23 protein-coding genes and 1 pseudogene are annotated in these 23,524 nt (G+C 58.9%); 16 read left to right on the top strand and 8 right to left on the bottom strand.

The features are described from left to right. Window positions 1-470 precede the first annotated feature (470 nt). From C3Y91_RS20715 to C3Y91_RS20705, 3 genes and pseudogenes are all read left to right on the top strand, one after another. Window positions 471-566, top strand: a pseudogene (locus tag C3Y91_RS20715) (3-beta hydroxysteroid dehydrogenase); the annotation flags it as partial. A gap of 266 nt (window positions 567-832) precedes the next feature. Next, window positions 833-1,006, top strand: coding sequence for a hypothetical protein (locus C3Y91_RS20710; protein ID WP_018074344.1), 174 nt, complete (start codon window positions 833-835; stop codon window positions 1,004-1,006). A 178-nt stretch (window positions 1,007-1,184) separates the two neighbouring features. Further along, window positions 1,185-2,117, top strand: a complete 933-nt coding sequence (locus tag C3Y91_RS20705; protein ID WP_024320914.1) for a hypothetical protein — start codon at window positions 1,185-1,187, stop codon at window positions 2,115-2,117. 59 nt (window positions 2,118-2,176) lie between these two features. Here C3Y91_RS20705 and C3Y91_RS20700 read toward each other — a convergent pair whose 3' ends face one another. The 4 genes from C3Y91_RS20700 to C3Y91_RS38710 all read right to left on the bottom strand — a co-directional run bounded on the left by C3Y91_RS20700 (window position 2,177) and on the right by C3Y91_RS38710 (window position 4,396). After that, the gene (locus C3Y91_RS20700) at window positions 2,177-2,620 is read right to left on the bottom strand and encodes an SRPBCC family protein (RefSeq protein WP_003560606.1); all 444 of its coding nucleotides are present in this window, start codon (window positions 2,618-2,620) and stop codon (window positions 2,177-2,179) included. Between the two features lie 218 nt (window positions 2,621-2,838). Beyond that, window positions 2,839-3,252 (bottom strand): GFA family protein, encoded by a 414-nt coding sequence (locus tag C3Y91_RS20695; protein WP_018074342.1) that lies wholly within the window; start codon window positions 3,250-3,252, stop codon window positions 2,839-2,841. 154 nt (window positions 3,253-3,406) lie between these two features. Further along, complete coding sequence (locus tag C3Y91_RS20690; protein ID WP_130664803.1) at window positions 3,407-4,099, bottom strand: type 1 glutamine amidotransferase domain-containing protein; 693 nt, start codon at window positions 4,097-4,099, stop codon at window positions 3,407-3,409. A gap of 225 nt (window positions 4,100-4,324) precedes the next feature. Beyond that, on the bottom strand, window positions 4,325-4,396 hold the full coding sequence (locus C3Y91_RS38710; protein WP_425523615.1) for a hypothetical protein: 72 nt from the start codon (window positions 4,394-4,396) through the stop codon (window positions 4,325-4,327). On the opposite strand from C3Y91_RS38710, the gene C3Y91_RS20685 reads away from it, so the two are divergent. Together C3Y91_RS20685 and C3Y91_RS20680 are read left to right on the top strand one after the other, a co-directional pair. Beyond that, the gene (locus C3Y91_RS20685) at window positions 4,380-4,793 is read left to right on the top strand and encodes a TetR/AcrR family transcriptional regulator C-terminal domain-containing protein (protein WP_226532043.1); all 414 of its coding nucleotides are present in this window, start codon (window positions 4,380-4,382) and stop codon (window positions 4,791-4,793) included. The two genes, C3Y91_RS38710 and C3Y91_RS20685, sit on opposite strands and share 17 nt — an antisense overlap. Window positions 4,794-5,028: 235 nt before the next feature. Beyond that, window positions 5,029-5,499 carry a DUF4168 domain-containing protein gene (locus C3Y91_RS20680; protein WP_075224026.1) on the top strand — a complete coding sequence of 157 codons (471 nt, stop codon included), beginning with the start codon at window positions 5,029-5,031 and terminating at the stop codon, window positions 5,497-5,499. A gap of 123 nt (window positions 5,500-5,622) precedes the next feature. On the opposite strand, the gene C3Y91_RS20675 is transcribed toward C3Y91_RS20680, so the two are convergent. Further along, complete coding sequence (locus C3Y91_RS20675; protein ID WP_024320909.1) at window positions 5,623-6,009, bottom strand: ectoine synthase; 387 nt, start codon at window positions 6,007-6,009, stop codon at window positions 5,623-5,625. Between the two features lie 130 nt (window positions 6,010-6,139). Between C3Y91_RS20675 and C3Y91_RS20670 the strand changes: the two genes are divergently transcribed. From C3Y91_RS20670 to C3Y91_RS20640, 7 genes are all read left to right on the top strand, one after another. Beyond that, entirely contained in the window at window positions 6,140-7,018 is an 879-nt protein-coding gene (locus C3Y91_RS20670; protein ID WP_024320908.1) for a LysR substrate-binding domain-containing protein, read from the top strand. Window positions 7,019-7,241: 223 nt separating this feature from the next. Continuing rightward, window positions 7,242-8,897: a putative bifunctional diguanylate cyclase/phosphodiesterase gene (locus tag C3Y91_RS20665; protein WP_024320907.1), complete on the top strand. Its 1,656-nt coding sequence runs from the start codon at window positions 7,242-7,244 to the stop codon at window positions 8,895-8,897. 75 nt (window positions 8,898-8,972) lie between these two features. Next, window positions 8,973-9,482, top strand: a complete 510-nt coding sequence (locus C3Y91_RS20660) for a hypothetical protein (RefSeq protein ID WP_024320906.1) — start codon at window positions 8,973-8,975, stop codon at window positions 9,480-9,482. Next, entirely contained in the window at window positions 9,479-10,651 is a 1,173-nt protein-coding gene (locus tag C3Y91_RS20655; RefSeq protein ID WP_168575741.1) for a class I SAM-dependent methyltransferase, read from the top strand. The genes C3Y91_RS20660 and C3Y91_RS20655 overlap by 4 nt, the downstream gene beginning before the upstream one ends. After that, complete coding sequence (locus C3Y91_RS20650; protein ID WP_018074333.1) at window positions 10,648-13,011, top strand: SpoIIE family protein phosphatase; 2,364 nt, start codon at window positions 10,648-10,650, stop codon at window positions 13,009-13,011. Before C3Y91_RS20655 ends, C3Y91_RS20650 begins: the two co-directional genes overlap by 4 nt. A gap of 3 nt (window positions 13,012-13,014) precedes the next feature. After that, on the top strand, window positions 13,015-13,575 hold the full coding sequence (locus C3Y91_RS20645; RefSeq protein WP_024320905.1) for a slr1658 superfamily regulator: 561 nt from the start codon (window positions 13,015-13,017) through the stop codon (window positions 13,573-13,575). Between the two features lie 7 nt (window positions 13,576-13,582). Beyond that, the gene (locus tag C3Y91_RS20640; RefSeq protein WP_024320904.1) at window positions 13,583-13,921 is read left to right on the top strand and encodes a slr1659 superfamily regulator; all 339 of its coding nucleotides are present in this window, start codon (window positions 13,583-13,585) and stop codon (window positions 13,919-13,921) included. A gap of 163 nt (window positions 13,922-14,084) precedes the next feature. Here C3Y91_RS20640 and C3Y91_RS20635 read toward each other — a convergent pair whose 3' ends face one another. Beyond that, on the bottom strand, window positions 14,085-14,522 hold the full coding sequence (locus tag C3Y91_RS20635) for an Lrp/AsnC family transcriptional regulator (RefSeq protein WP_018074330.1): 438 nt from the start codon (window positions 14,520-14,522) through the stop codon (window positions 14,085-14,087). Between the two features lie 136 nt (window positions 14,523-14,658). Here C3Y91_RS20635 and ocd point away from each other — a divergent pair, with 136 nt between their 5' ends. The 4 genes from ocd (at window position 14,659) to C3Y91_RS20615 (ending at window position 19,839) form a co-directional block, all read left to right on the top strand. Continuing rightward, window positions 14,659-15,714, top strand: a complete 1,056-nt coding sequence (gene ocd, locus C3Y91_RS20630) for an ornithine cyclodeaminase (RefSeq protein WP_018074329.1) — start codon at window positions 14,659-14,661, stop codon at window positions 15,712-15,714. A 7-nt stretch (window positions 15,715-15,721) separates the two neighbouring features. Then, window positions 15,722-16,654 (top strand): citrulline utilization hydrolase CtlX, encoded by a 933-nt coding sequence (gene ctlX / locus C3Y91_RS20625; protein WP_029767754.1) that lies wholly within the window; start codon window positions 15,722-15,724, stop codon window positions 16,652-16,654. Between the two features lie 155 nt (window positions 16,655-16,809). Next, window positions 16,810-19,014 carry a M48 family metallopeptidase gene (locus C3Y91_RS20620; RefSeq protein ID WP_168575742.1) on the top strand — a complete coding sequence of 735 codons (2,205 nt, stop codon included), beginning with the start codon at window positions 16,810-16,812 and terminating at the stop codon, window positions 19,012-19,014. A 192-nt stretch (window positions 19,015-19,206) separates the two neighbouring features. Further along, on the top strand, window positions 19,207-19,839 hold the full coding sequence (locus tag C3Y91_RS20615; protein ID WP_018074326.1) for a hypothetical protein: 633 nt from the start codon (window positions 19,207-19,209) through the stop codon (window positions 19,837-19,839). Between the two features lie 382 nt (window positions 19,840-20,221). Here C3Y91_RS20615 and C3Y91_RS20610 read toward each other — a convergent pair whose 3' ends face one another. Beyond that, a complete protein-coding gene (locus tag C3Y91_RS20610; RefSeq protein WP_168575740.1) occupies window positions 20,222-22,354 on the bottom strand; it encodes a beta-galactosidase in 2,133 nt (710 codons plus the stop codon). 17 nt (window positions 22,355-22,371) lie between these two features. Next, window positions 22,372-23,517 carry an ABC transporter ATP-binding protein gene (locus C3Y91_RS20605; protein WP_168575739.1) on the bottom strand — a complete coding sequence of 382 codons (1,146 nt, stop codon included), beginning with the start codon at window positions 23,515-23,517 and terminating at the stop codon, window positions 22,372-22,374. Between the last annotated feature and the right edge of the window lie 7 nt (window positions 23,518-23,524).

Genomic DNA, 23,524 nt, shown 5'->3' with positions numbered 1-23,524 from the left:
TTTAAGACTATCAAACCAGCATGACACGCGTGAACACGCGGACGCGCCGGTATTATCGGCAACAATGCCCATATTTCTTAAATCAGAACCGGAATACTCCCCATCCCTAATAAAGTGTTAACACATATACTGTGAAATGAAAGACGATTTTCTTGCGATGGTAAATTTATCCAGGAATTCGCTGCGAGAGACGCCGAAGTCGCAGACCTCGATCCTGACGAGCAGTGGGGTGGGATGGCGGCGCGCAAGGCGCTTGCGAAGCGCAGGCCCAAACTTTAGAGCCTTTCCGCTTTTCCTCGCTTAGGTCGGCACCGGCTGCTCCACGCCGATCATTTCATCGGGATGTTGTCCCGGATCGGCTTTCTACAACGAAGCCAAAAGAAGGAGCTCCAAATGTCCGACGAAGCCACACGGCTTTCAACCACGATTTCTCGAAATTCGCCGAAAACTGCGCCGCCGACCGGCGCGCCACCTCGAGCGAGCATACCCGCACGCTGCTCGGCAGGCAGCCGCAACAGCCCGGCCTCCTCGCCGATATCGACCATCCCGCCTATTTCGGCGGGTAGGAACCGTGTCCGCATATAAAAATGGAGCATTTCCGTAACTGGGGAAAACGGAAATGCCTGCCGGCTTGACTCGTGATCGGGTGCGCGGCAGCGAAGCGGGGCGCCGACGGCGGGTGAGTGAGTGAGTGAGTGAGTGAGTGAGTGAGTGAGTGAGCGTTTCCCTCAAACCCGCCGCCTGCGCAAGGGGCACCGCGCCGGCAGGAAATATGGAACCGTGTCGTCCGCCATCGGTTGATCAGAGGTCCACCTCAAACATGGAGCCGAAAATGAGCAAGACCAACGCTCGTGAACTTCAGAAACGCGCCGAACGGCAGGTGAGAAACACCAGCGCCGGCGGCCATCTCGGCGGCACATATTTCGGGCAGCAACCGGACGGAAAAACCGCCTCGTCGACCAACAATGATAGCGCCAAGGCGCGGCCGAACGACGGAAGCAAATGAGTGCCGCAGGCCCCACCTCACCTAAGTGAAGAATTCTCCTGCGCCCAGGGATCCGGGCGCCTCCCCTGCTCGCGCCATCCACCTCGCTATTGATCGGTGACGCCTCCGCGCTAGCTTCTGCTCGCGGGCCGAGCGGCCGCGGGGGATACGATCTATGGGCGAAGGCGGAGGGGGCGACGTGGCATCCTATTCGATTGACGATGCGATCCGGGAACTTGCGCCGGCTCTCGGAAAGGCGCCGGCGGGCGCAGTCAGCGGCGAATGGACAGCCTCCACGATGCAGGCGGGGCATTCCTCCCGGACGGGCGGCTACCGCGATGCCGAGGGAAACTATGTCCCGGAGGCCTCCAGGCATCCTCTCGATATCATCTCCGATATCGTCGAAAAGCTCGATGCATCAGGGGTGCCCCGCTTTAACAAGGTGGTAATCCGCTGGAAGAAGCCGAAGTTTCCCTTCATGCGGGAAGAGATCACGCTCGAAACCAGTTATGATCGGACGATCGTGCCGCGCGGCCCCGACGACCCGATCTACGCAACCGCTGCCGCTGCGCGGCGCGTCTTCTGGCAGAGCCGCGGTACAGTCCAGGAGGACTTTGCCGCTGAGCGCGGAACGGCCAACATTCACGCCCAGACAAAATGGTTCGGCCCGCACCGCCGCATCCTCGCGATCCATGCGCGGGAGAGTCTGATACTTGCCACCGACGGGCTGTCGACGCCCTGGGCCGGCATATCCGAGCCGGAGAACGGCGTCGAATGCGAGCTTTTCATGGAATTCGACGCCGCGAGACTGGATGCGGCCGGGATCGAAAACTGGGCGAACCTGTTGATCAACATCGGCGACCTCGTGGCAGACGGTTATCGCGTCGCCCGCGATGTCGAGAAGCACGGCGCCATCTTGTTCTGCCGGCTGACGGAGGATTACCGCCCGATGACCCGCATCATGCTCAGCCGTGACGCAGACCGGATCGATGGCCTGCCTTTCGGCTCCGTGCCGCTGATCCGAGCCACGCCGATCGCGGAGGCCGAAATCGAAGGGCAGGATCTTTCCGACGACTGGGGCGCTGCGGCCGCCCGCAACGCCCTGGCCAAACGCGGCATGGGGATTGGTTGATGTCGCCGATGCCGGGCGCCAATGCCGAGCGACTATCGTCCGGCCGGTGCGATCTTGCGCTATTCCTGGATATCGGGCTCGACGACCCTGGCGAGGTTTCGCAGCGACTCCTGCCAGCCGAGATAACAAGCCTCGGGCGGAATGACATCAGGCACACCTGCCTGCACGATATCCACCTCGGTGCCGACCGAAACCTTCTTCAGCGTCACGGTGACTTCCATTTCGCCCGGCAGGTTGGGGTCGTCGAACCTGTCGGTGTAGCGCAGGCGTTCGCCCGGGACGAGCTCGAGATATTCGCCGCCGAACGCGTGGCTATTGCCCGTCGTGAAGTTGCGGAAGGACATTCTGAACGTGCCGCCGACAACCGGCTCCGAATGGTGCACCGTGCAGAGGAAGCCGTTCGGCGGAAGCCACTTGGCAAGCGCGTCCGCCTCCAGGAATGCGCGATAGACTTTCTCCGGGCTGGTCGCCAGAACGCGGTGCAAGCGTATGGTACTCGGCATGGTCGTGATCCTTTTTGGATTTACGGAATGGACGAACCTAGGACGGGCGTGGCTTGGCCGATCCGACACCGGATCGAATTTTTCTTCAAGAAAAATGCTTAAAGCGTGTCGCGCAAAACTGTGCAGGGGTTTTGCGATAACGTTATGCGTGGAAACAAAGACCTAAAGCGAAAGGAGCGAATCTGAAAGATTGCGACGCGCTTTAGGGCTATCGCGGCTCAGCTAGGCATGCCATCGAACTGCGGAAGATCGAGCGGCCTTGCCCAGGCCAGCCGGCGCCGGGTGAACATTTCGACGCCCGGCTTGATCAGTTCGGGCCGGTCCAGGCTGCCGAGCGTCACGAAGACGAGGCCGGGAAAGCTCTCCAGGTTGCTGCTGAACAATCTGGCGCCGCAATCGGGGCAAAAGTTGCGGTCGAGCCCCTTGCCTGAATCGGCGATGTAATGAAACGCCTTCGGGCTGCCGGTGATCACGGTGAAATCCTCCTGCGGCACGGCGAAGAACGTGGCGGCCTCGCCGCCCGTTGCCCTCTTGCAGTCCAGGCAATGGCAATTGGCGACAAAGTTCGGGTCCGTATCGAAGGCAAATCTCACCGCGCCGCAGGCGCATTGCCCCGTATATTTCCTCGTCATATCAGGTGCCTTTTCTTCCTGTGTTTGAACGTTTGGCTCTCCACCGCCGCTGTTCCACGGCGTCGTTGAAACGCGCCTGCGGCCGGCGTCAGCACAAGCCAAACAGGGAGATCTCGACGTCCCGGACAGCAATCGTGCCCAGGGGCTGAAGCGCTTAAGCCGCGGCCTGTTTTCCCAAGGCATCAAGCAGGGTCCGGGCGCCCTGTTTTGACGAGGCCGGGTTTTGGCCGGTGATCAGCTGGCCATCCTGGACGACATGCACGCCCCAATCCGCCGTCTTCGAAAACTTTGCGCCCTGCTCTTTCAGGACGTCTTCGAGCAGGTAGGGAACAACCTCGACCAGATGCATGGCCTCTTCTTCTGAATCGGTGAATCCCGTGACGGCCCGGCCCTTGGCGACGGGCTTTCCATCCGGCGCTTTCACATTCGTCAGGATACCGGGTGCATGGCAAACGAGCGCCACAGGTTTTCCCGCCGAAAGCATGTCCTCGATGAGCGACAGCGCATTGCGGTCGTTCGTTAAGTCCCAAAGCGGGCCGTGCCCGCCGGGGAAGAACACGCTGTCATATTCCGCCTGGTTGATGTCGGACAGCCTCAACGAGTTGCCGAGCGCACCCATTGCGGCGGCGTCTCGTTCGAACCGTCTCGTGTCTTCCGTCTGGAAGGCTGGCTCATTGCTCTTCGGATCGAGCGGAGGCTGGCCGCCCTTCGGCGAAGCGAGTGTGATGTCGACCCCGGCGTCGTGGAAAACGAAATAAGGAGCAGCAAGCTCCTCGAGCCAGAATCCCGTCTTCTTGCCGGTGTTTCCCAACTGATCATGCGATGTGAGAACCATGAGAATTTTCATTGCTCAGCTCCTTCAAGCCGGCCGGCGGACAAAGCCGTCGGCACCCGGATTTACGGTGAAATACTGCCTGCAATCTCATGCTGAAACGGAAGAGGACATAGGGCGGCTGCGCTGCGAAACAAGCTCTCCCGCGCAGTGTTTGCTAGAATTGCTTTAGCCGAAGCCGAACCAGACAAACGGCGGTCGCCCGCGACATCCGTTCCCTGGGCTGAGCCGACAGATCTATCAAAGGCACTTGAAAAGCTTGACCGGCTTTCCCGGCCCACGCTGGATGATGCGCTTGGCTTCCAGATCCAATTGGACAGCCTTCAACCACCATCCGGCCTTAGAACAGGATGATTTAGGCCGGGTCGGCCTAAAATCTGAATCCTGTTCTAAATTAAATAGTTGGAGCATGATGTCGTCCGAAAACCGATCACACTTTTCGGCCAAGGTGCTTTACGCACGCGGCCCCGCACGGGCGCTCAAGGTCATGGGCAGCGCTTTCGAACAATTTGCCGGCAAGAAACTGCTGCAGCTCTCCGATTCAACCGTCGCCGCGTCACAGTTCAACTGGCTGGTGATGGCCGATCCCGTCAACCGGGTGATGATGCTGGGCGATGCGACCATTCCGACGAAGCAGGAGATTCACCGGCACGCCGAGGCCGCCGTCGCCACGTTCCTGGCGGCATTTCTGCATCCAGATCAGCGATGAATGTCGCCCAGGTCCAAGCATAACAGAATCCGGCAATGACTAGAATTTCCTGCACCACTCGACATGCCGACGGTCACAAAGCTGCCGCTCAATCGTCAGCAAATCGCCCCCTTACCGCCGCACCGTGCCCTCTTAAAGGTTCCATCGTCGCGACCTCGCCCGGCCTTTGAGGGCTGAGCGATTGACCGAGGCGGTCCTGCTGCCAACCAAATCATGCACTTGAAGAGGAACGAATATGATCACTCGTTACACATCTGTCGCAACACTGAGCGCTGCGGTCTTCAGTCTGCTTGCTTTCAGCCCGGCATCCGCTGTCGACATGGCCCAGGCGCAACAGCAGCCGGCACAGGCGCAGCCGCCGGCGCAAGGCCAGACGCCGATGCAGGGACAGCCCGGCGGCAACGGTGCGACAGCAGCCGTCAGCGATCAGAAAATCGAGGCCTTCGCCGTTGCCTATCTGCAGGTCGACAAGGTGAGGCAGGAATATTCGGCCAAGATCGGCGCGACGAAGGACGAGACTGCCAAGCAACAGCTGCAGGAGGAGGCCAAGAAACAGATGGTCGACACCGTGAAAGCTTCTCCCGACATCTCCGTCGAAGAATACTCGTCGATCCTGACGGCCGCGCAGAGCGACCCGGCTCTGGCCAAGAAAGTTCTGGAAAAAATCGGCACTCCGCCGCCGGGCCAGCAGCAGCCGCAGCAATAGGCTGCGCGCGGCGCCGTAAGTCGCCACGAATAGGCAGCGGACGCCTTGCCGTTCGCGCCGGAAGCAGAGCCCGCCATTTGCCGGGCTCTGCTTTTCACCTCGCTACATCGACGACGGGATCACTCAATATTCTGAGCCGCTGTTGTTGTTCAGATCGTGCCGTTCGGTTCCCGCCAGCGGCGGATTGAAGATGCTGACGAGAATAAGGTCCTGATCCTTGCCGCCGCGCAGATAGTGCCGGTCGTGCTTGTCGAGCACGTAGATATCGCCGGCGCGGATCGGAAAGACGTTGCCGTCCATATCCTCCACTTCACCCTCGCCCTTGATGCAATAGCAGGCCTCCAGGTGATTGCGGTATTGAAGCAGGGCCTCGCTATTGGCGCGAACGACGGTATGGCACACCGTAAAGCCCATGCCGTCGTCCCTGGTCAGCAGGCGGTGGCTCGTGCCGTTGCCCCAGTCCACGAAACGCTCGGTCTGCTCCACTTCCTTCAGATTTCTGACGAACATCGCCGATTCTCCTGGCAGTTTATTGAAGATGTAGCGATGATTCATTTTCATCGCTCGCAACATCTAGCTATTGAAATGGCTGGTATTTTCAAATGATGATTCCTGCGCAATCTGTGAGGAAATTTTACAAATGCAATTGCCGCCGTTGAACGCCCTGCGCGCCTTCGAAGCCACGGCCCGCCTGATGAGCCTCTCGAAAGCAGGCGATGAACTGCACGTCACCCATGCGGCGATCAGCCATCAGATCAAACATCTGGAGACCTGGCTCGGCCGCAAGCTGTTGCAGAAGTCGGGCCGCGGCGTTGCGCTGACCGCAGCCGGCAGCGAATATTACCGGGCCGTCTCCGGATCGCTGGCGGCGATCGCGCATGCCACTGGCAATATGCGGCGCGATCACGATATGCGGGCGATCACCGTCGGCTGCATTCCCTCGATCGCATCCCGCTGGCTCGTCCCGGCCCTGCCCTCCTTCCAGGAGAGCGACCCCGATCTCGACGTCAGGATCGTCTATGCGCGCGCCGAAGAACGCTTCGATGACGAGAGCCTGGACGTGCTGATCACCATGGGCGAGGACCTGAGCGGCGGCAGGGAAAGCCGCCTGCTCTTCTCCCGCCGCAACCAGCCCGTCGCCAGCCGCCACTACCTTGCCAAACGCAACTGGAAGATCGACGACGTCTCGCTCGCCGGCGCCGATCTGCTGCACGACGAATCCGTCGATGGCTGGAAGGAATGGTTCCGCAAGGCCGGCCAGAAAGCGCCGGAGCCGCTCCGCGGCCCGATATTCCAGGATTTCAACATGCTGGCGACGGCCGTAATCGCCGGCCACGGCGTGGCGCTCTGCCCCATAGAGGTGTTCCGCCGGGAGATCGAACGCGGCGATCTGCTGGTGCTTTCCAACATCGCAACGGCAGAGAACCAAGGCTATTACGTCATATCGAACAGCTGGGCGAAAAAACCGGTCCGGCGCTTCATCGACTGGTTCATGACCGAATGCGGATCGGGCGCGTGATATCCCCTGCCAGCAGCTCATCGAAGGGTCGCCGCCGATACGATGGATGCAAATAGGTCGCGGTAATAAAGACGTTGCATAAGCCCATCCGAGCGCGAGTTGGGCAGAGGTTGGGTATTGTTAATCAGAAATGCCTAATGTAAATCTTGGCGTGCACAAGTTGTGCGGGAGCTGATTTGCTACAATATCTGGTTATGACATGCTACTAGGGAGGGCCTCGGACATGCAGAAAATTCATGCGGCCCCCTCGGCGCTCGGACAAACAGAGGCAAAAGCTTCGAGCTCGATCGACCGGCTTTTGTTCTTTGACCGCGATTTCAATCCCGTCGAGAATTTGCTGGGCAATGAGCTGCCTGCTTCTGTCAAACCAGTTGCGTCGTTTTGGGAGCATTTTCCAGAATTGGACAAATCGGCGATTACACTCGCCCTCCGTTCATTGGGTGACAGTGCCCAACCCTTGCAAATATCGGGGGATCTTGGCACGCCAGCATCGCACGGACTGACGATCTATCGGATCGGAGATCTGTTTGCCGTGGTTCGGTCAGAGGAATCTGCCGACGATGAGCGCGCAACCCTTTTGCATCTGGCCACCCACGATCCGCTCACTGGACTGCCGAACCGACGCCAGTTCAGCGAGGACCTCGCTGTGTTGTTACGGGAGACCGCAGGCTCGAACGAGACCCTGTCCCTGATGCAACTCGATCTTGACGATTTCAAACCCGTTAACGACACGCTTGGGCATCCGGCCGGCGACAAGCTTCTTCAGCTGGCTGCAAACCGCATTCAAGAGTGCCTCACCAGGGACGACAGAGCCTATCGACTGGCGGGTGACGAATTCACCGTCATATCAAGGGGCCCGGGACATCCCGCCAAAGGGCATCGGCTAGCAGAAGCTTTGGTTGATGCATTCAAAAAGCCCTTCACGATAGATGGCATCGCACTATTTGTCGGCACCAGCATCGGCATATCTGCTGCTCCACCGGACGGTACAACTCCGGAGCAGCTGATGAAGGCGTCCGACGTCGCACTCTACGCCGCGAAGAAGGACGGGCGCGGTCGCGCAAGACCGTTTGATCCGTCAATGCTTGAGTTGCTGGAACAACGCGAACTGCTGCGCCGCAGCCTTCGCATGGCCTTGGTCCAAGAACAATTCTCTATCGAGTACCAACCCATCGCCGAGGGCGGCAGCATTGTCGGCTTCGAAGCATTGCTCAGATGGAACCACCCTCTACTTGGAAAAATCCCACCAACGGCATTTATTCCGATGGCCGAGGCCGATGGAATGATGCCGGAAATAGGTGCATGGGTTTTGGAGCAGGCATGTCGCGAGGCAATGAAGTGGCCGCAGAATTACATCGTCGCGGTCAATTTGTCGGCGGCTGAATTCTTGACAAGCGGACTCACTGATCGGGTATCCCAAACGCTAGACTTGATCGGGTTGCCGCCCGACCGTCTGGAGCTTGAGATAACCGAAAGCGTGCTCCTTGAGCGGACCGTCAACAATATCGACACCCTGAATACTCTGAACGTGCTAGGGATACGAATCTCGCTTGATGATTTCGGGACCGAATATTCTTCCCTGAGCTATCTGAAGACATTCCCGTTCGACACGATCAAAATCGACAAATATTTTATCACCGACCTCGAAAGCGATCTGAAAGGCCAGGCAATCGTCCGCTGCATCGTTAACCTCGCACATGACCTCGACATGCAGGTGACAGCCGAAGGGGTGGAGACGCCAGGTCAGGCGGAATGGTTGCGCAGTGTGGGCTGCGACAGACTTCAAGGCTATTTGATTAGCAGGCCGCTTCCGGTCGAGGCGATTGGCGAGTTCATCACCCGGGCGGAAACATCCGTAAGCCCCGCGCTATCAAAGTGAACAACCGATTTTCGCCGTGCCTTTAGCGATCGCATGCATCAACCTGACGCCCCAGGCAAAAGAAGGGAGGGTGTATTGGAACAGGAAGCAGCTAGCTTCGATGACCATGCATTTGCGCCGATGGTATCGCTGGAACTGAACGTTGCGATGTTCAAATCTCGATGGCAGTTTTGCGACAGGATTACAGAATATCTCTCAGACATTCTCGGCCAAGGTCACAGCGATCCCGCTCGATATTCCAATTTTCTTTCCGTCGCGACGAATGAGCTCATTGAACTTGCTTTCCGTTCAACGAGCGAGCCAGGAAGGATAAGTTTCAGTCTCTATCGGAGCGCGACAGTCAATCGGCTGAGAATTGCGTTTCCCGGCGAGGAAGCATTTGGCCGCAAGCACGCCAATGCAAGATCAAGCGAACACCAACCTGTCCCCGGCGCCGGCTCTGGATACTTGGTGATGAAGTCCGACGGGACGGTTTTGCTCAGCGATTTGGCAGCAATATTCCGCGCCACGATCCGAATTGAGAAAGACAGCGGACAAGGGATACAGATCACTGCGGATTTCCCTTCGGCCGAGGACTTCCGATGAGCCTGCTCCCCTTGCCCTTTACTGTTCATTTTGATCCGACAAATCAGGAGCTGTTGCTGTCCGGCAAGATGCGACCCGAAAGCGCCGCTGAGATTGCCGATGCCATCGAGCTGGTGAAGCAAAGTTTCGCACAATACGGCGGGGTCGTTTACCTGAATGTCAAACGTCTGACGCATATTAACATGACTGCCTTCGCAGCCCTGTCCGATATACTCACGGCAAGCTGCCGGGCGAGGCCTGAACGGAAGATCGTCATCATTACGTCGAGCGTGGTGGCCTGGTCGACCTCGTTTTTCGAGACGCTGGTGGCATCCCAACCAAACTTATCGGTTGAAGTCTACGATTCGGCATTTTATCCAGGCCAGAGCTTTGTTGAGGATGAGAGTTTCATCCCCATTCTGCGCACCCAGACGAAAATGACATGGAGGCACGAACGTGAACTGTTGCCTCGCCACGGCCTGCGCAGCGGTCTTGTCATCGCGGATATCTGTTGCGGAATTGGTGATTTCGCGGCCTTGGTTCAAAGGGAATTTAAACCGGCACGCCTTGTCGCGCTGGATCATTCCGTGCGCAGCCTCGAATATGCTCGCAGGGTCGCTGCCGACTTCGATCTACAGGGAATCGAGTACACCTATGGTGACGCCTCCCAAATGCTGCTGCGAGACAATCAATTTGACTTTGTGACCTGCCGACATTCGCTGCAGATCTTCAACCGTCCCGAGATGCTGCTGCGGGAGCTCTATCGCATCTGCAAGCCTGGCGGCCGCGTCTACATCACCAACGAAAAAAATTCGCATTGTCTGGGCGAACCACATGCTGAAACAATAAGATGGACTTACGAGGAGGTCGCCAAACTGTTCAGGTACTTCGACATGGATGTCGAGATGGGGCCGAAAAGCCGCCATCTTCTCGCCGACGCGGGGTTCGATAGTATCAGGGTCGATTCCTTTATGGTCACGAACCTCGACGGGGATCCCCAAGACTTCGCAGACATCATCGAAGCTTGGGAAAATGTCTATGCGGGTGAGATGGCCGTTCGACGGGGCGACTCTTTGGATTTCATTCGCAGGTTCCGGCAGGGATTCAAAGATCATGTCTTTGCTGCTCTTCACCCCAAGGGTTATGCAGGCTGGCCGATCTGGGCAGCCTCCGGCCGGAAGCCGCTATGATGGACGGGAGATCATCGAAGAGACCAGCAAGACTAGGCTCATTTCGGGCAAAGTTCATTTTGGTCGTCGGTGGAGCTGTGCTCTTTGACTTGCTGGTCAGCGGCGGGCTGGCACTTTGGAACGTTCAGAGGCTGTCGCGCGACGCGACGCTCGAAGTCGGGCAAGGTCTTGAAGCAGCAAGCCAGGAATACATCCGCACATATGCCGATTCCACCGCAGCCCAGGTGAGTTTGCTCCTGCGGCAGGTTCATAGCGACGTCGGCACCTTGGCAGGTGTGCTCCAGGCGCAAATCGACGATCCCGAGCGTAATTCCGATGTCGGCGCGGCGATCGCGCGCACATCGCCTGGCAGCGTCAGCCTTGTTTACGACGAAAAGGGAAAATGGTCTCAGAACCTGCCCGGCTCCGCTTCGGTTGTGAGCGTCTGGGGTTACTTGCTCGGACCTGACCATCGGCCGAAACCCGACATCCAGCGCGATCTAGAGACGAGCGCGGTTCTCGACATCGTTGCGCCGAGCCTGCTGCAGCACGGCGCTTCCAAGCTGCAGATGTACTACATCGGACCGAAAGAACGGCCAATCTTCAGGACGGCGCCTTACACCGACCAGGCTCAGACCTTCGATCGCCTTTATTCGGGGCACAACGAAGCCGATTTCTGGGACTTCTTTTTCCCCGGGCTTTACGAGTCCTGGCAGAGCTGGGCCAAGGACGCGAAAACGCGGCCGGTCGCCGACGATATCACGCAGACCGCTCCATATACCGATGCCATTACCGGAAAGCTGATTGTCAGTTTCTTTCATCCATTGTGGACAGCCGACCGGCAGGATGTCGCCGGGACGGCTGGCGCGGACATCACACTCGACCAGCTCGCGCAGATTGTTGAGAATGTGAAAGTGGCCCAGTCCGGCTTTGGATTTCTCGCAATGTCCGACGGAAACGTTGTGGCGATCAACAGCACAGGAGAAAAAACCCTCGGTCTGCGTTCTGCGAGCGATGCGAGCGGAGCCGGCGCCTTGACCGGCCTGGAGCGCTCCCTAAAGGGAAGCTCCCAGCCTGCGATTGCAAAACTGGCTCTTGACCGAGAACAGGGCATTCAGCACCTGCTGTTGCAGCAGGACGGCAACGAGGTCCCCTATATCGCTATCGTCAAGAAACTGCCGGCGACCAATCTCTGGGTCAGTGGCCCGGTTCGGCAAGAGGCGATGTTGCTGGGGGTGGTTGTGCCCGAGCGAGAAATCCAGGCCTCGCTCTATGCGGCCCAGGCCAAGATTTCCGAAGCGACGAACCGGATCGTGCTCTACCAAATTCTGGCGATCCTGATGTCCCTACTGATCGTGACGATCGCGGTCTTTGCGGCCTCGAAACGAATAACCAGCGGAATCAGCGCCCTGGCAGGGGCCGCCAAACGGATTCAGGCGAAGGATTATTCCGTCAGAGTGGCCATCACAAGCAGGGACGAAGTCGGTGAGGCCGGTGAAGCCTTCAATCGCATGGCCGAAGAGATCAGCTATCACACCGAAAATCTCGAGCAGCTCGTCGAAGAGCGAACCGCTCAAATCGAAGATGCAAAGGAAGAGATTTCGACCCTGAACGCACAGCTCCAGCGAGAAAATCGACGTCTCGGAACAGAGCTGGCCGTCGCCGAGAGAATCCAGCTCATGGTTCTTCCGCTGCATCAGGAGCTTGAAGAATTTCAGGCCCTCGAGATCGCAGCCTATATGAGACCGGCGGAAGAAGTCGGCGGCGATTATTATGACGTGTTGAAGAGCGGAAATCGGTTGAAGATTGGCATCGGCGACGTCACCGGACACGGGCTCGAAAGCGGCGTGTTGATGTTGATGGTGCAGTCCGTCGCCCGCGCCCTGCAGGAAGCCGGAAACACCGATGCAGTCAAATTTCTCACGGACCTGAACAGCGCCCTGTTTAAAAATATCGTGAGGACTAAAATCGACAAGCATCTCACTCTGGCGTTTCTTGATTACGACGGAAAAGAGATGATCCTGTCGGGACAACACGAGGAAGTTGTTGTCGTGCGGGCGAACGGCGAAGTCGAGCGCATAGATACCATGGATCTCGGCATACCAATCGGGTTGGAAGCGGACATTTCTGCCTTCATTAAAACCCGTGAAATAGCGTTCGAGAAGGGGGACCTCATACTCCTGCATACGGACGGCATAACAGAAGCCGAAAACGACGCGGGAGAACTGTTTGGCATCGAACGTCTTTGCCGCGAAGCACTTCGCTTGAAGGATCAGAGCGCCGAAAAAGTCGTTTCCGGAATTGTAGCGACATTAATGCTCTTCATCGGATCGCAGAAGATTTACGACGATATTACGCTGCTCGCAGTGCGACATAGGTGAGACATGACGCCAACGGTATATGGTATGGAATCTCTGGTGGGCATAAGCCTGGGTTCGGGCACTCGCCTCACGTTAAGCGATGGACCGCTTCAGCTTGGATGGAAGCACTCAGGAATGACTGCGGACTTCATAGCGGAAGTCATGGCTCTGCCCTATTCACGGTCAAGAAAAGACTACATGCAGGCCCATCATGACATCGGATACCTCAGCAATGAGCTGATCGAAAATGCCGTTAAATTTCGACAGCCTGGAGAGATCCTCATTGAGGCCGGCATATTCGACGGAACGTTCTTAATAAGGGTCAAGAACACGATCGATGGCGTGACATCATCTCGCTTTCAGCAACTGCTGCATCGCCTTCAATCGAAGGACCCAGGAGAACTTCTTCTTGAGCAAATCGAAACCAATGCCATATCCGCAGCAAGCGGGTCGGGCTTGGGCTTGCTCACCCTTTTGAGCGACTACGACGCAAAAATGGCATGGGCATTCGAAGGCAATAGTGACCAGCATATCATACTGACGACGACTGCAGCTGTGGCGATGCCACCCTCCTCCAATCTGTGAGCGAAGAATGGAAATCAGCGACGAAAACTTCCGCGTATGGGCTGAGAAAAACGAGGTGTTTTTCGATGGCGTATTCCGGCTGGCGGGACCGGACGCCTATGCGCCGATTTACTCACTGGTATTCGGCCTGCTCCATGAGGGGCACAAACAGGTGACGTTCAACCTGACGGGTCTCGAATTCCTCAATTCCTCTGGCATAAATCTCCTGGCTAAGCTGACGATTGAAGCCAGAAAAATGGGCGACCTCCTGCTCGTTGTCAAAGGCACCAACCAATATCCATGGCAAGCGAAGTCCCTCCCGAATCTCAAGAAGTTACACCCGCTTCTCGATTTGCGCTTGGCGTGATTCTCTTTCGGGGGAAGAGCCAATTCACACCTCGACGCGCCGTCAGAAATCGAAGTCAAAGCCAACAGCCGCCGATTTGAGCAGCATCCATCGGCTTCTTCGCCATCCCCCGCAGCGCCGGCCCATCGTGATGGCGCTCCGCGTCGACCACACTTGGCAGCACTCAGACGCTGCTGAGGAGGAGACTGGTCTCGCTGTTTGCGACACCGTCGATCATGCGCACCTCGCGTAGAACCCGGTCGAAGTCGGCAAGGCTTGCGGCCCGGATATCGGCGACGAGGTCCCAGTTGCCGTTGGTCGTGTGCAGCGCTGAAATCTCCGTCAGGCCGCGGAGCTTTCGTATGACCTGGGTCGTCGACTTGCCGACGACCTCGACCATCATCACGGCACGCACTGCGTTGACGTCGTAGTCCTCCCGCACCCGGACGGTGAAGCCGAGCAGCGTACCCGTCTCGATCAGACGATCCAGCCGGTTCTGAACTGTGCCGCGCGCGACACCGAGTGCATCGGAAAGCTTGCTCAAGGAAGCGCGCCCATCGGCGCGCAGGTGAGCGATAATCCGGCGATCCAGATCGTCTGGTGCGTATTTCGCGATGTTCATATTGCCTCACTGGTAAATTCGCGCAAATGCGCTGAACGAATTGCACAATTTGCTGCCAGAATTAGCACAGATTTGAGCTTTCGGCCAACATGCGAGACGGTTAGTCTTTCTCGAGCATATGCAGGAGGAACTCAGCATGTCGTCGCCCCTTCCATCGGAAAAAGCTCTCGTACCCTTCGTCAGCGTCGAGAACATGATGCGTCTTGTCCACCACATCGGCATCGAAACCGTCTTGACCGAACTTACCGACGTCATCGAGGCGGATTTCCGCCGCTGGGGATCGTTCGACAAAACCCCGCGCGTTGCCTCTCACTCCGGCGAGGGTGTGATCGAGCTGATGCCGACCTCGGACGGCGAAATCTACAGCTTCAAATATGTGAACGGCCACCCGAAGAACATGGCGCAAGGCCTGCAGACCGTGACGGCTTTCGGCCTTCTCGCGGAAGTTTCGACCGGCTATCCGGTGCTGCTCACCGAAATGACCCTGCTGACAGCGCTTCGAACCGCAGCGACTTCGGCCATGGCCGCGCGGCACCTCGCACCCAGGGGTGCCCGCACCATGGCCATGATCGGCAATGGCGCCCAGGCGGAATTCCAGGCGCTTGCCATGAAAGCCGTCTGCGGCATCGACCACATCAGGCTCTACGACATCGATCCGCTGGCGACGGAAAAGATGGTCCGCAACCTTGCAGGCACTGGGCTGACGGTGACCGCCTGCAGCTCGTCCCAATCGGCGATCGAAAATGCCGATATCATTACGACCTGCACCGCCGACAAGCAGTATGCGACGATCCTGACGGATAACATGGTTGGCTCCGGCGTCCACATCAATGCCATCGGCGGCGACTGCCCGGGCAAGACCGAGCTGCACCGCGACATCCTGTTGCGCGCCGACACCTTTGTCGAATATCCGCCACAGACCCGCATCGAGGGCGAAATCCAGCAGATGGATGCCGACTATCCCGTCACCGAGTTCTGGCAGGTTTTGACGGGACAGGCGACCGGCCGCCGCGATGCCGATCAGATCACCCTGTTCGACAGCGTCGGTTTCGCGATCGAGGATTTTTCCGCTCTTCGTTATGTCCGTGACAAGCTTAGGGGGACCGGGCTTTACCAGGACCTCGATATCATCGCCGATCCGGACGATCCGCGCGACCTGTTTGGCATGCTGCAGCGAGCAAAGCAGGCATAGGAGCACGATGATGCCAAGACACGTCACATATTCCGTCCAGGCGCCCTCTGCAGTCGTCATGGTCCGGCCGCACCACTTCACCGTGAATACCGAGACAGCCATCGACAACCTTTTCCAGTCCAGCCCGGATACGACGGAAGACCTTTCACTGGCGGCCTACGACGAAATCACCCGGGCGGCCGATGTGCTCAGAAGCCATGGCGTGAACGTGCATCTTTTCGACGACACCGGTACCGAGACACCGGATTCGGTCTTTCCCAACAACTGGTTTTCCACCCATGCCGGCGGTCATGTGGCGATCTATCCGATGAAGGCCGTCAGTCGCCGGCGCGAGCGGCGCAGCGACGTCATCGAAATGCTGAAGAGCCAGTATCGGGTGCAGGAGGTGATCGACTATTCCGGCCTCGAGCCGGACCGACTGTTTCTCGAGGGCACCGGCGCCATGGTTCTCGATCACATCGATCGGGTGGCCTATGCCGTCCGCTCCGACCGCACCGATCCAATCGCGCTGGAACGCTTCTCGACTCACTTCAACTTCGAGCCGATGGTATTCGACGCGCGGGATGGAAACGGCGTCGCCGTTTATCACACCAATGTCCTGATGTGCATCGCCACCGACTTCGCCATGATCGGACTGGAGATGATGACCGATGCAGCAAGACGGCGGGAGGTCGTTCTAAGACTGGAGCGCTCCGGCCGCGGCGTCATCGCACTCACCAACGATCAGATCGCCTCTTTCGTCGGCAACGCTCTCGAACTCCAGGGAAATGCGGGGCGTATCCTTGCGCTCTCGACCACGGCGTTTGCATCCCTGAGCCGGGATCAACGCAACACGATCGAAGAAAGCGCCGAACTGGTCGCGCTTGATATCCCGACGATCGAGCGCGCCGGTGGATCGGTCCGCTGCACGCTCGCAGGCATCCATCTGACGCCGCGATGATTGCGTGATGGCGGTGGAATTTTGCGACTGCCGTTTGACACTCTCATGAAACTCAGCGAGGCATCTTGTATGAAGTCGACATCCTTTCGATAACGGGCGCGCGGCCAAGTTTTTTGACCTCGCAAATGGGGGAGGAAAAATTGGGGGGAACAAGCATGGAGCAAACCAGCCGCCGACAAGGAACCCGCAAAATTGCAAGCCTCGGCTTGGCGGCGTGGGTGCTGCTCCTGCCGATCGCACTGGTCTCTTTCGGGATTTGGCAGACACAGCGTGCAGCCGAAACGCTTGAACATGCGCGCCGTTCTTCGGTCGAACTCTCGACGACCCTGGCTCAGGTGAAAAACATCGCGGCATCCAATCCAACAGCCATTCTGACCTTCCAGGGAGCGGGCGAGCCCACCTCCCTTGCTGCCCTGGTCGCCGTTTCGCAAATCGAGGAAGCCCTTTCTCAAGCCAACGAGGAGCTGGAAATCTCGCAGATCCGCCGGCCATTGGTTTGGGGAACGATCGGCGGAGCCGTGCTTGCGTTTTTCGGCGGTGCGGTGGGACTGATGGCGGCCGGCATTTCCGGGATCCGCGCGCGCGCCTCCCAACGCCAACTGATCACGAGCTTTCAACGTCTGCGGTCGCTCCTTCCGTTCATTCTTGCGACCGTTGTGATCGGGTTTTCTATCGGCGTCATTTCGGCGACTCTCTTCGAAGCAGTCAGCATGGGCCTATGGGCAGATTTTACCACGGGCAGTGCCAAGCTTTTCGCGGTCGCCGTCGTCCTCGCCGTCATCGCAGCCTACAGCGCCTTCATGGCGCTGCGTGGCTTAAAGGATGTCTTTGCCCTGTTCACACCCGAACCGCTTGTCGCGGCGGGACGAGTCATCGAAGAAACGCAGGCTCCTGAACTTTGGCGTTTCGTGCGCAGCCTGGCCGGGCGGCAACACGCTTTGTTGCCCGACACGATCATCGTCGGCCTCGGCCAGGGCTTTTTCGTAACGGAGAGCCAGCTGCGTCTCTGGCCTGAGGACAGACTGGTGACCGGACGGTCGCTCTATCTGCCTGCGGCCTATCTTGATCTTCTCGACCAGGCCGAAATCGCGGCAATCATCGGCCATGAGCTCGCCCATTTTTCTGGCGAAGACACCACCTATAGCCAGCAATTCACGCCGATTTATGCGGGCCTCTGGCGTGCTCTTGCAGCTCTTGGACGCGCCGACGGTGGTCGCTTCGTCCTGTATCCAGCGGTGAAGCTCGGCTTTCACGCCATGCAGCGGTTCGATCATGCCGTCGCACACTGGAGCCGGCTGCGAGAATTCGATGCTGACCGTAGCGGCAGCCTGCTGGCGACGCCGGCAGACGCCGCCTCGGCTCTCATCCGTACGGGGATTATCGCTCCCGCCGTCGCCTATGTTCTTCAGCGCGCATATGCCGGATCTGATGATACCGCTTCCGATGATGCCTGGCCTGACCTCGTCGCGCAGACGACGGAACTGGTCACCACCAATGGATGGAGCGATCCGATGCCCCTTTTGGGAGATCGGCAACCGCATCCGACCGACAGCCATCCGCCGACGATCCAGCGGATATCGGCCCTCGGTGTGGAAATTGGCGATGACCTCCTGAGACGAGCGATGCGTCAGCCGCAGCCGGGAGCTCGCTCTTTTGCGGACGATCTGTTTTCGGATTGGGCCGGACTATGCCGTCTGTTGAGCAAGGATTTCATCGACGACGCGCGCATGATGCGTGACCGCCGTCGCGAAGTGCTTGAAAAGGTGGTTGCCGGGGCCTCACAGGAGACCGTTGTCTACGACAACGTCAAGCCGATGATCTGGACGATGGTGATCGTCGCCATGATTTTCGCCGGATTTGGCCTGACGGTCGTCTTCCTCAGTGGCCAATTGGGCCTCGGCTACGATGAATTCGCGCAGTCGCTGATCGCCGCGATCACCGCCGTGGGTGCTGTTACCTCCCTTCTCTATGCGGCCTTTCTCTATCGAGGCGCAGCACGACCGCTCATGGTTCTGACCCCGGATGGATTGCTTGCCTCCAGATTGGACAGGCCGATTGCCTGGACGGGTGTTGCCGGCTACGCGGTCTATGCATCGAGCCGTTTTTCCCTGCGCCTCTGGCTCAATCAGGACGCATCACTGCCCAAAAAAGATTGGCGTGCGATCTATAGTAAAATCGATCGCCGGCAGCGCATTGTCACGCTGGGTGCCCTGGGGATCAAGGGAATGAAGGCTGCTGACTTCAGCGCACTCGTCGGCCGGTATCACGAAGCCGCCTACGCCCGAGAGGAACTCGCCGCCGCTATGCCGCACCCGCTGCCCCGCGACACGTCCGCAGGCGAGATAGATGGAAAACCCTGAGCAGCAATGAGCTCAAACCGATGGCCTCTCTGGGCTAAGAAGGAATCGTTAAGCATTTCAGGCCATCTAAGACCATTGCCGGGGCCGGCATCGGACCTCGGTCCGATGTGCAACGCGCGATCACCGTCTAACCTCTCGTATCTGTTCAAGCCGTGTATCTGCATGGCGCTTGATCCGACTCGGAGGAAAACAATGCGGATAGCAACCTTAGCGTCCCTGGCCGCGCTTTCGCTGGCTCTTGCAGCAAGCCCGGCAACGATTGCCGGAATCGACATGACCGCACAGGCAAAGAGCGGTGGAAACGGTGGCGGCAACGGTGGGGGCAATGGCGGCGGTCACGGCGGCGGCAGTGGAAACAGCGGCAACCATGGCAGCAGCCAGGGTAGCGGTTCAACCCATGGCAACTCCAAATCTCAAGGCGTGAAAGGCAAGTCCACCGAGGCGGCAAGCAAGTCCAAGTCCGTTAAGGCAGACGAGACCAAAGAAAAGAACCTGTCGGCGCAACTTGCGGGCCTGAACTCCTTGAAGCGAAACTACAAGGCGTTGATGCATACGTCGGACCCACGCATGACGGCCATCGCGGCCTATGCCGTGGCTTATGCCCAGTATGAACTCGACAATGGAATCGAGCCCGCGGCTGATGACCCTCTGTTGGGGGATCAGGCGCTGGAGGACGCATTGGCTTCAGCGACGAAAACCGGTGAAGTCAGCCCGGCGGTTTTGGATGAAGCCAAAACCATCTTGGGGGTTGGCGACGCAAACGGGAAGATCGATCAAATCCGTACCTCTCTGGAGGACGCTGCGCCGGCGACATCAGACGAATAACCGATAAATCAGTTGCGAGCGGTGTGGAGCCGACAAGTATGGCTCCGCACTAAACTACGAAGAGCATTTCCGTTTTGTTTGAGTACGGAGATGCTCTTTTTTTATCAATTTCAGACGCAGAACCCTTTGCTCGAATTGCTCCAAGATGTCGGTCGATCACCCACCACCTCAAAGTCCCTGTGTCGTGATGAGCCTTCGAGCGTGCCGAATTCGTTTCACGTCGGCAGTCATGTTTGTCGACGTCCCGACCAGATCGTAGCCATCGACCGATCCCGTTTGCGGACAACGGTGTCGCCGCATTGAAAACCATCGATCGTTCGCGAACCCGCCTTGATCGGACAGAGGCCGGTCTGCGGCCCCTGCCTTGCACGTGAAAGCCGCGTCACTCCGCAAGCTCGATGATCGCGCAGTCGTAGCCTTCGAGATCGAGCCTGCCGGCAACCGCCTTTTCGTCATCGAGAAGGTCGCGGCCAGCGGGAACGCCGCCGATGGCGGCCGGCTGGTCGGTGTAGTTCTGGATGAACAGCAGCCGGCGCTCGTCGTTCATCCGCATGGTCACCTCGACGCCCTCGGGAAGCTCTCCGATCAGCGGCTCGATGCCGACGGGTGCAAACAGCCGCTCGGCAAGCGCTGCCGTCAGATCCGGGGTGAGATAGGTGCCGACATAGACCACCTGCCCCTTGCCGAATTTGCGCGACGTCGCCATCGGCTGGCCCTCGGCATAGCGGTTGGACCAGGCCGCGACCACGTCGACATCGCTTGCGATCGCCAGGTTTTCATAGAAATAACCGCCGACCAGTTCGCGGTTGCCGATCTTGAAGCGGCGCTCACGCCGGTGCGATTCCGCCGGCTTGTTCGGTGGAATGACAAGCCCGCCGGAACGTTCCATCACGTCGAAGAGCCCGTTGGCGCCGGGGGCGGCGAGACGGCCGAAATCCTCGACGCGCACGCCCGTGAGCTGCGACAGCGACGTGCCGGGAGCGGTCTCGCGGATGACGTGGTTGTCTTCGTCGCGGGTACCGGTGCGCGCGCCGATGACGACGGTGCCGCCCTGCTCGGCGAAGGATTTCAGCCTTTCGGTCCATTCGTCCTTCCACATCACCCAGTGGGGCACATAGAGCAGCTTCAGCTTCGAAAGATCGTCCTCGGGATGAATGAAGCCGCAGGCAATGCCGCGGTCGTAGCAATATTGGTGCAGCAGGATCGCATCGTCCTGCGGGCTCGGCAGGCCGATCGGATAGGTCTTGTGAGCTTCCTGATTATCGAAGTCGGATCCGGCAATGCCGACATCCATGCGCACATAGGTGCCGAGGATCTTGGGCGCTAGCGCGGTCATCTCGGTTGCGAAGCGTTTCGCCTCGTCATAGCGATGGCGGGCGACGTCGTCGTGGTCGATGATGCCCATCCAATAGATCTCGGCGCCGAAATGCGCAGGGCGCCAGCGGAAGAACATCAACCCGTCAGCGCCATGGGCGACCGAGGAAAGCGCCATGCGACGAAGTTCGCCCGGCTCCGGCGTCAGCGTGCAGAAACCCGGCTGACTGCCGAAGCCCGATTGCTGCTCGGGAACGATATAGTTGCCGGAAAAACCGCGGCAGATATCGAGGTGCAGCGCCTGGACCTTGGCGTGGTTTCCGAGCCGTTGGAACTCGTCGTAGAGCATCGGATAGATGTCGTAGCCGACGAAATCGAGATCGGTGGTGAACTGGCCGCGAAAGTCGATATCCCTAAGGCCCCCGAGATTGTGGAAGACGAACCACGAGGGTTGGACGGCGCGCAGGATTTCCACTTGGTCGTGCTGGAAGCGCGCCGTCGAAAAGGCCAGGAAACGATGATAATCCTGGAGGTGGCCGGGGCTCGGGAAGGTCGGGCCAAACTCGATCGGCAGCACGACCTGGTCGAAGCTGTCATAGGCCGTCGCCCAGAAATCGCCGCCCCACGCCGTGTTGAGCTTGTCGATCTCGCCATATCTGCCGGCGAGAAAGGCCTGGAATTCGGTGAGCGTCGCCTTCGAAAAGCTCTCCGGCATGCTGGTGTTCAACTCGTTATCGGTCTGCCAGCCGACGACAAAAGGATTGTCGCGATAGTGCTCGGCCATCGCTTTGGTGATACGCCGGCTGTGCTCGCGAAAGACCGGGCTTGCCGTGTCGCAATGCTGGCGCGAGCCATGGCTCATTGGCCGACCCTTGCCGTCGACCCTCAGAATCTCTGGATGCGCCACGGTCAGCCAGCGCGGCGGCGTTGCCGTCGGCGTGCACATGATCGTGTCGATGCCGTAGCGCCCGAGCATGGCGATGGCGCGGTCGAACAGATCGAAATCGAAGGTGCCGAGCTTCGGCTCGAGAATATGCCAGGCGAATTCGGCCATTCTGACCACGTTGAAGCCGGCCTTCGCCATGCGCTCGGCGTCGCGTTCCCAATAGCTTTCATCGACATGTTCGGGATAGTGCGGCGCGCCGACGAGAAAGCGGTCGGTCTTGACGGGGTTCCATACGGAGAGGGTCTTGTCGGACACGGTGGTCTTTCCTGTGTTTATCTGTCGAGGATGGTCTTGCGGGTGCTGATCGTGCGTCCGCCGTCGGACGAAAAGAGATAGAGTTCACTGGCGTCGAGCTTCAGCGCCACGTTCTGGTCGGTGGCAAAAGGCGCGACGTAGCTGAGCTGCACCGTGATGTTGCCGGTGCCGCTTTCCGAGGCGATGGTCCTCAGGTTGCCAGCGTCGACATAGAGAATGGTTTCGCGCCCGAGATGCTCGACCAGCCGGACCTGACCGTTGATCGCTCCGCCCTGCGCCCCGTCGGCGACCATCGATATGTTTTCCGGCCTCACACCGAGAGTCAGGCTGGCGCCCTTCGCCAGCACCGTCGTCTCCGCCAGTTCCACCGTCACCGGCACGAGGCCAGGTGCGGAGACCGTGACATTGCGGCCGGAAACATCGTCGACGGTAACGCCCAGGAAGTTCATCCGCGGGGCGCCGAGAAAGCCTGCGACGAAGAGATTGTCTGGGTTGCGGTAGAGTTCGAGCGGCGAGCCGACCTGCTCGATCACCCCCTGGTTCAAGACGACGATCCGGCTTGCCATGGTCATGGCCTCCACCTGGTCGTGGGTGACATAGACCATGGTGGCGCCGAGCTCGGCGTGCAGGCTGCTAAGTTCGACACGCATCTGGGTCCGAAGTGCCGCATCGAGGTTCGACAGCGGCTCGTCGAACAGGAAGACGTCGGGCGAACGGGTGATTGCCCGGCCGATAGCCACGCGTTGCCGCTGACCGCCGGAAAGCTGCTTCGGCCGCTTTTCCAGCTGATCGGTGATCCTCAGGATCTTGGCGGCGCGCGCCACGGCCGCCTCGATCTCTGCTTTCGGGCGCTTGGCCATGCGCAAACCGAAGCCCATGTTCTCCGCCACCGTCATATGCGGATAGAGCGCGTAGGACTGGAACACCATGGCGATGCCGCGGTCCCCAGGCTCCTGTTTGCTGACGTCGCGGCCGTTGATCAGGATCTGTCCGGAGGAGATCTCCTCCAGGCCGGCGATCGACTTCAAAAGCGTGGACTTGCCGCAGCCGGAGGGGCCGACCATGACGATGAACTCGCCCTGCGCTACGGAAAGATCGATGCCGCGCAGCGCGTGATAGGCGCCGTAGTTCTTGTTGATCTGTCGGAGTTCGAGACTGGTCATGCGTCCT

This window comes from Rhizobium ruizarguesonis (assembly GCF_012349115.1).
Taxonomy (GTDB): Bacteria; Pseudomonadota; Alphaproteobacteria; order Rhizobiales; family Rhizobiaceae; genus Rhizobium; species Rhizobium ruizarguesonis.
Note: the sequence above shows the minus strand (reverse complement) of the source record. Positions and strands in the feature narration are given on the sequence as shown.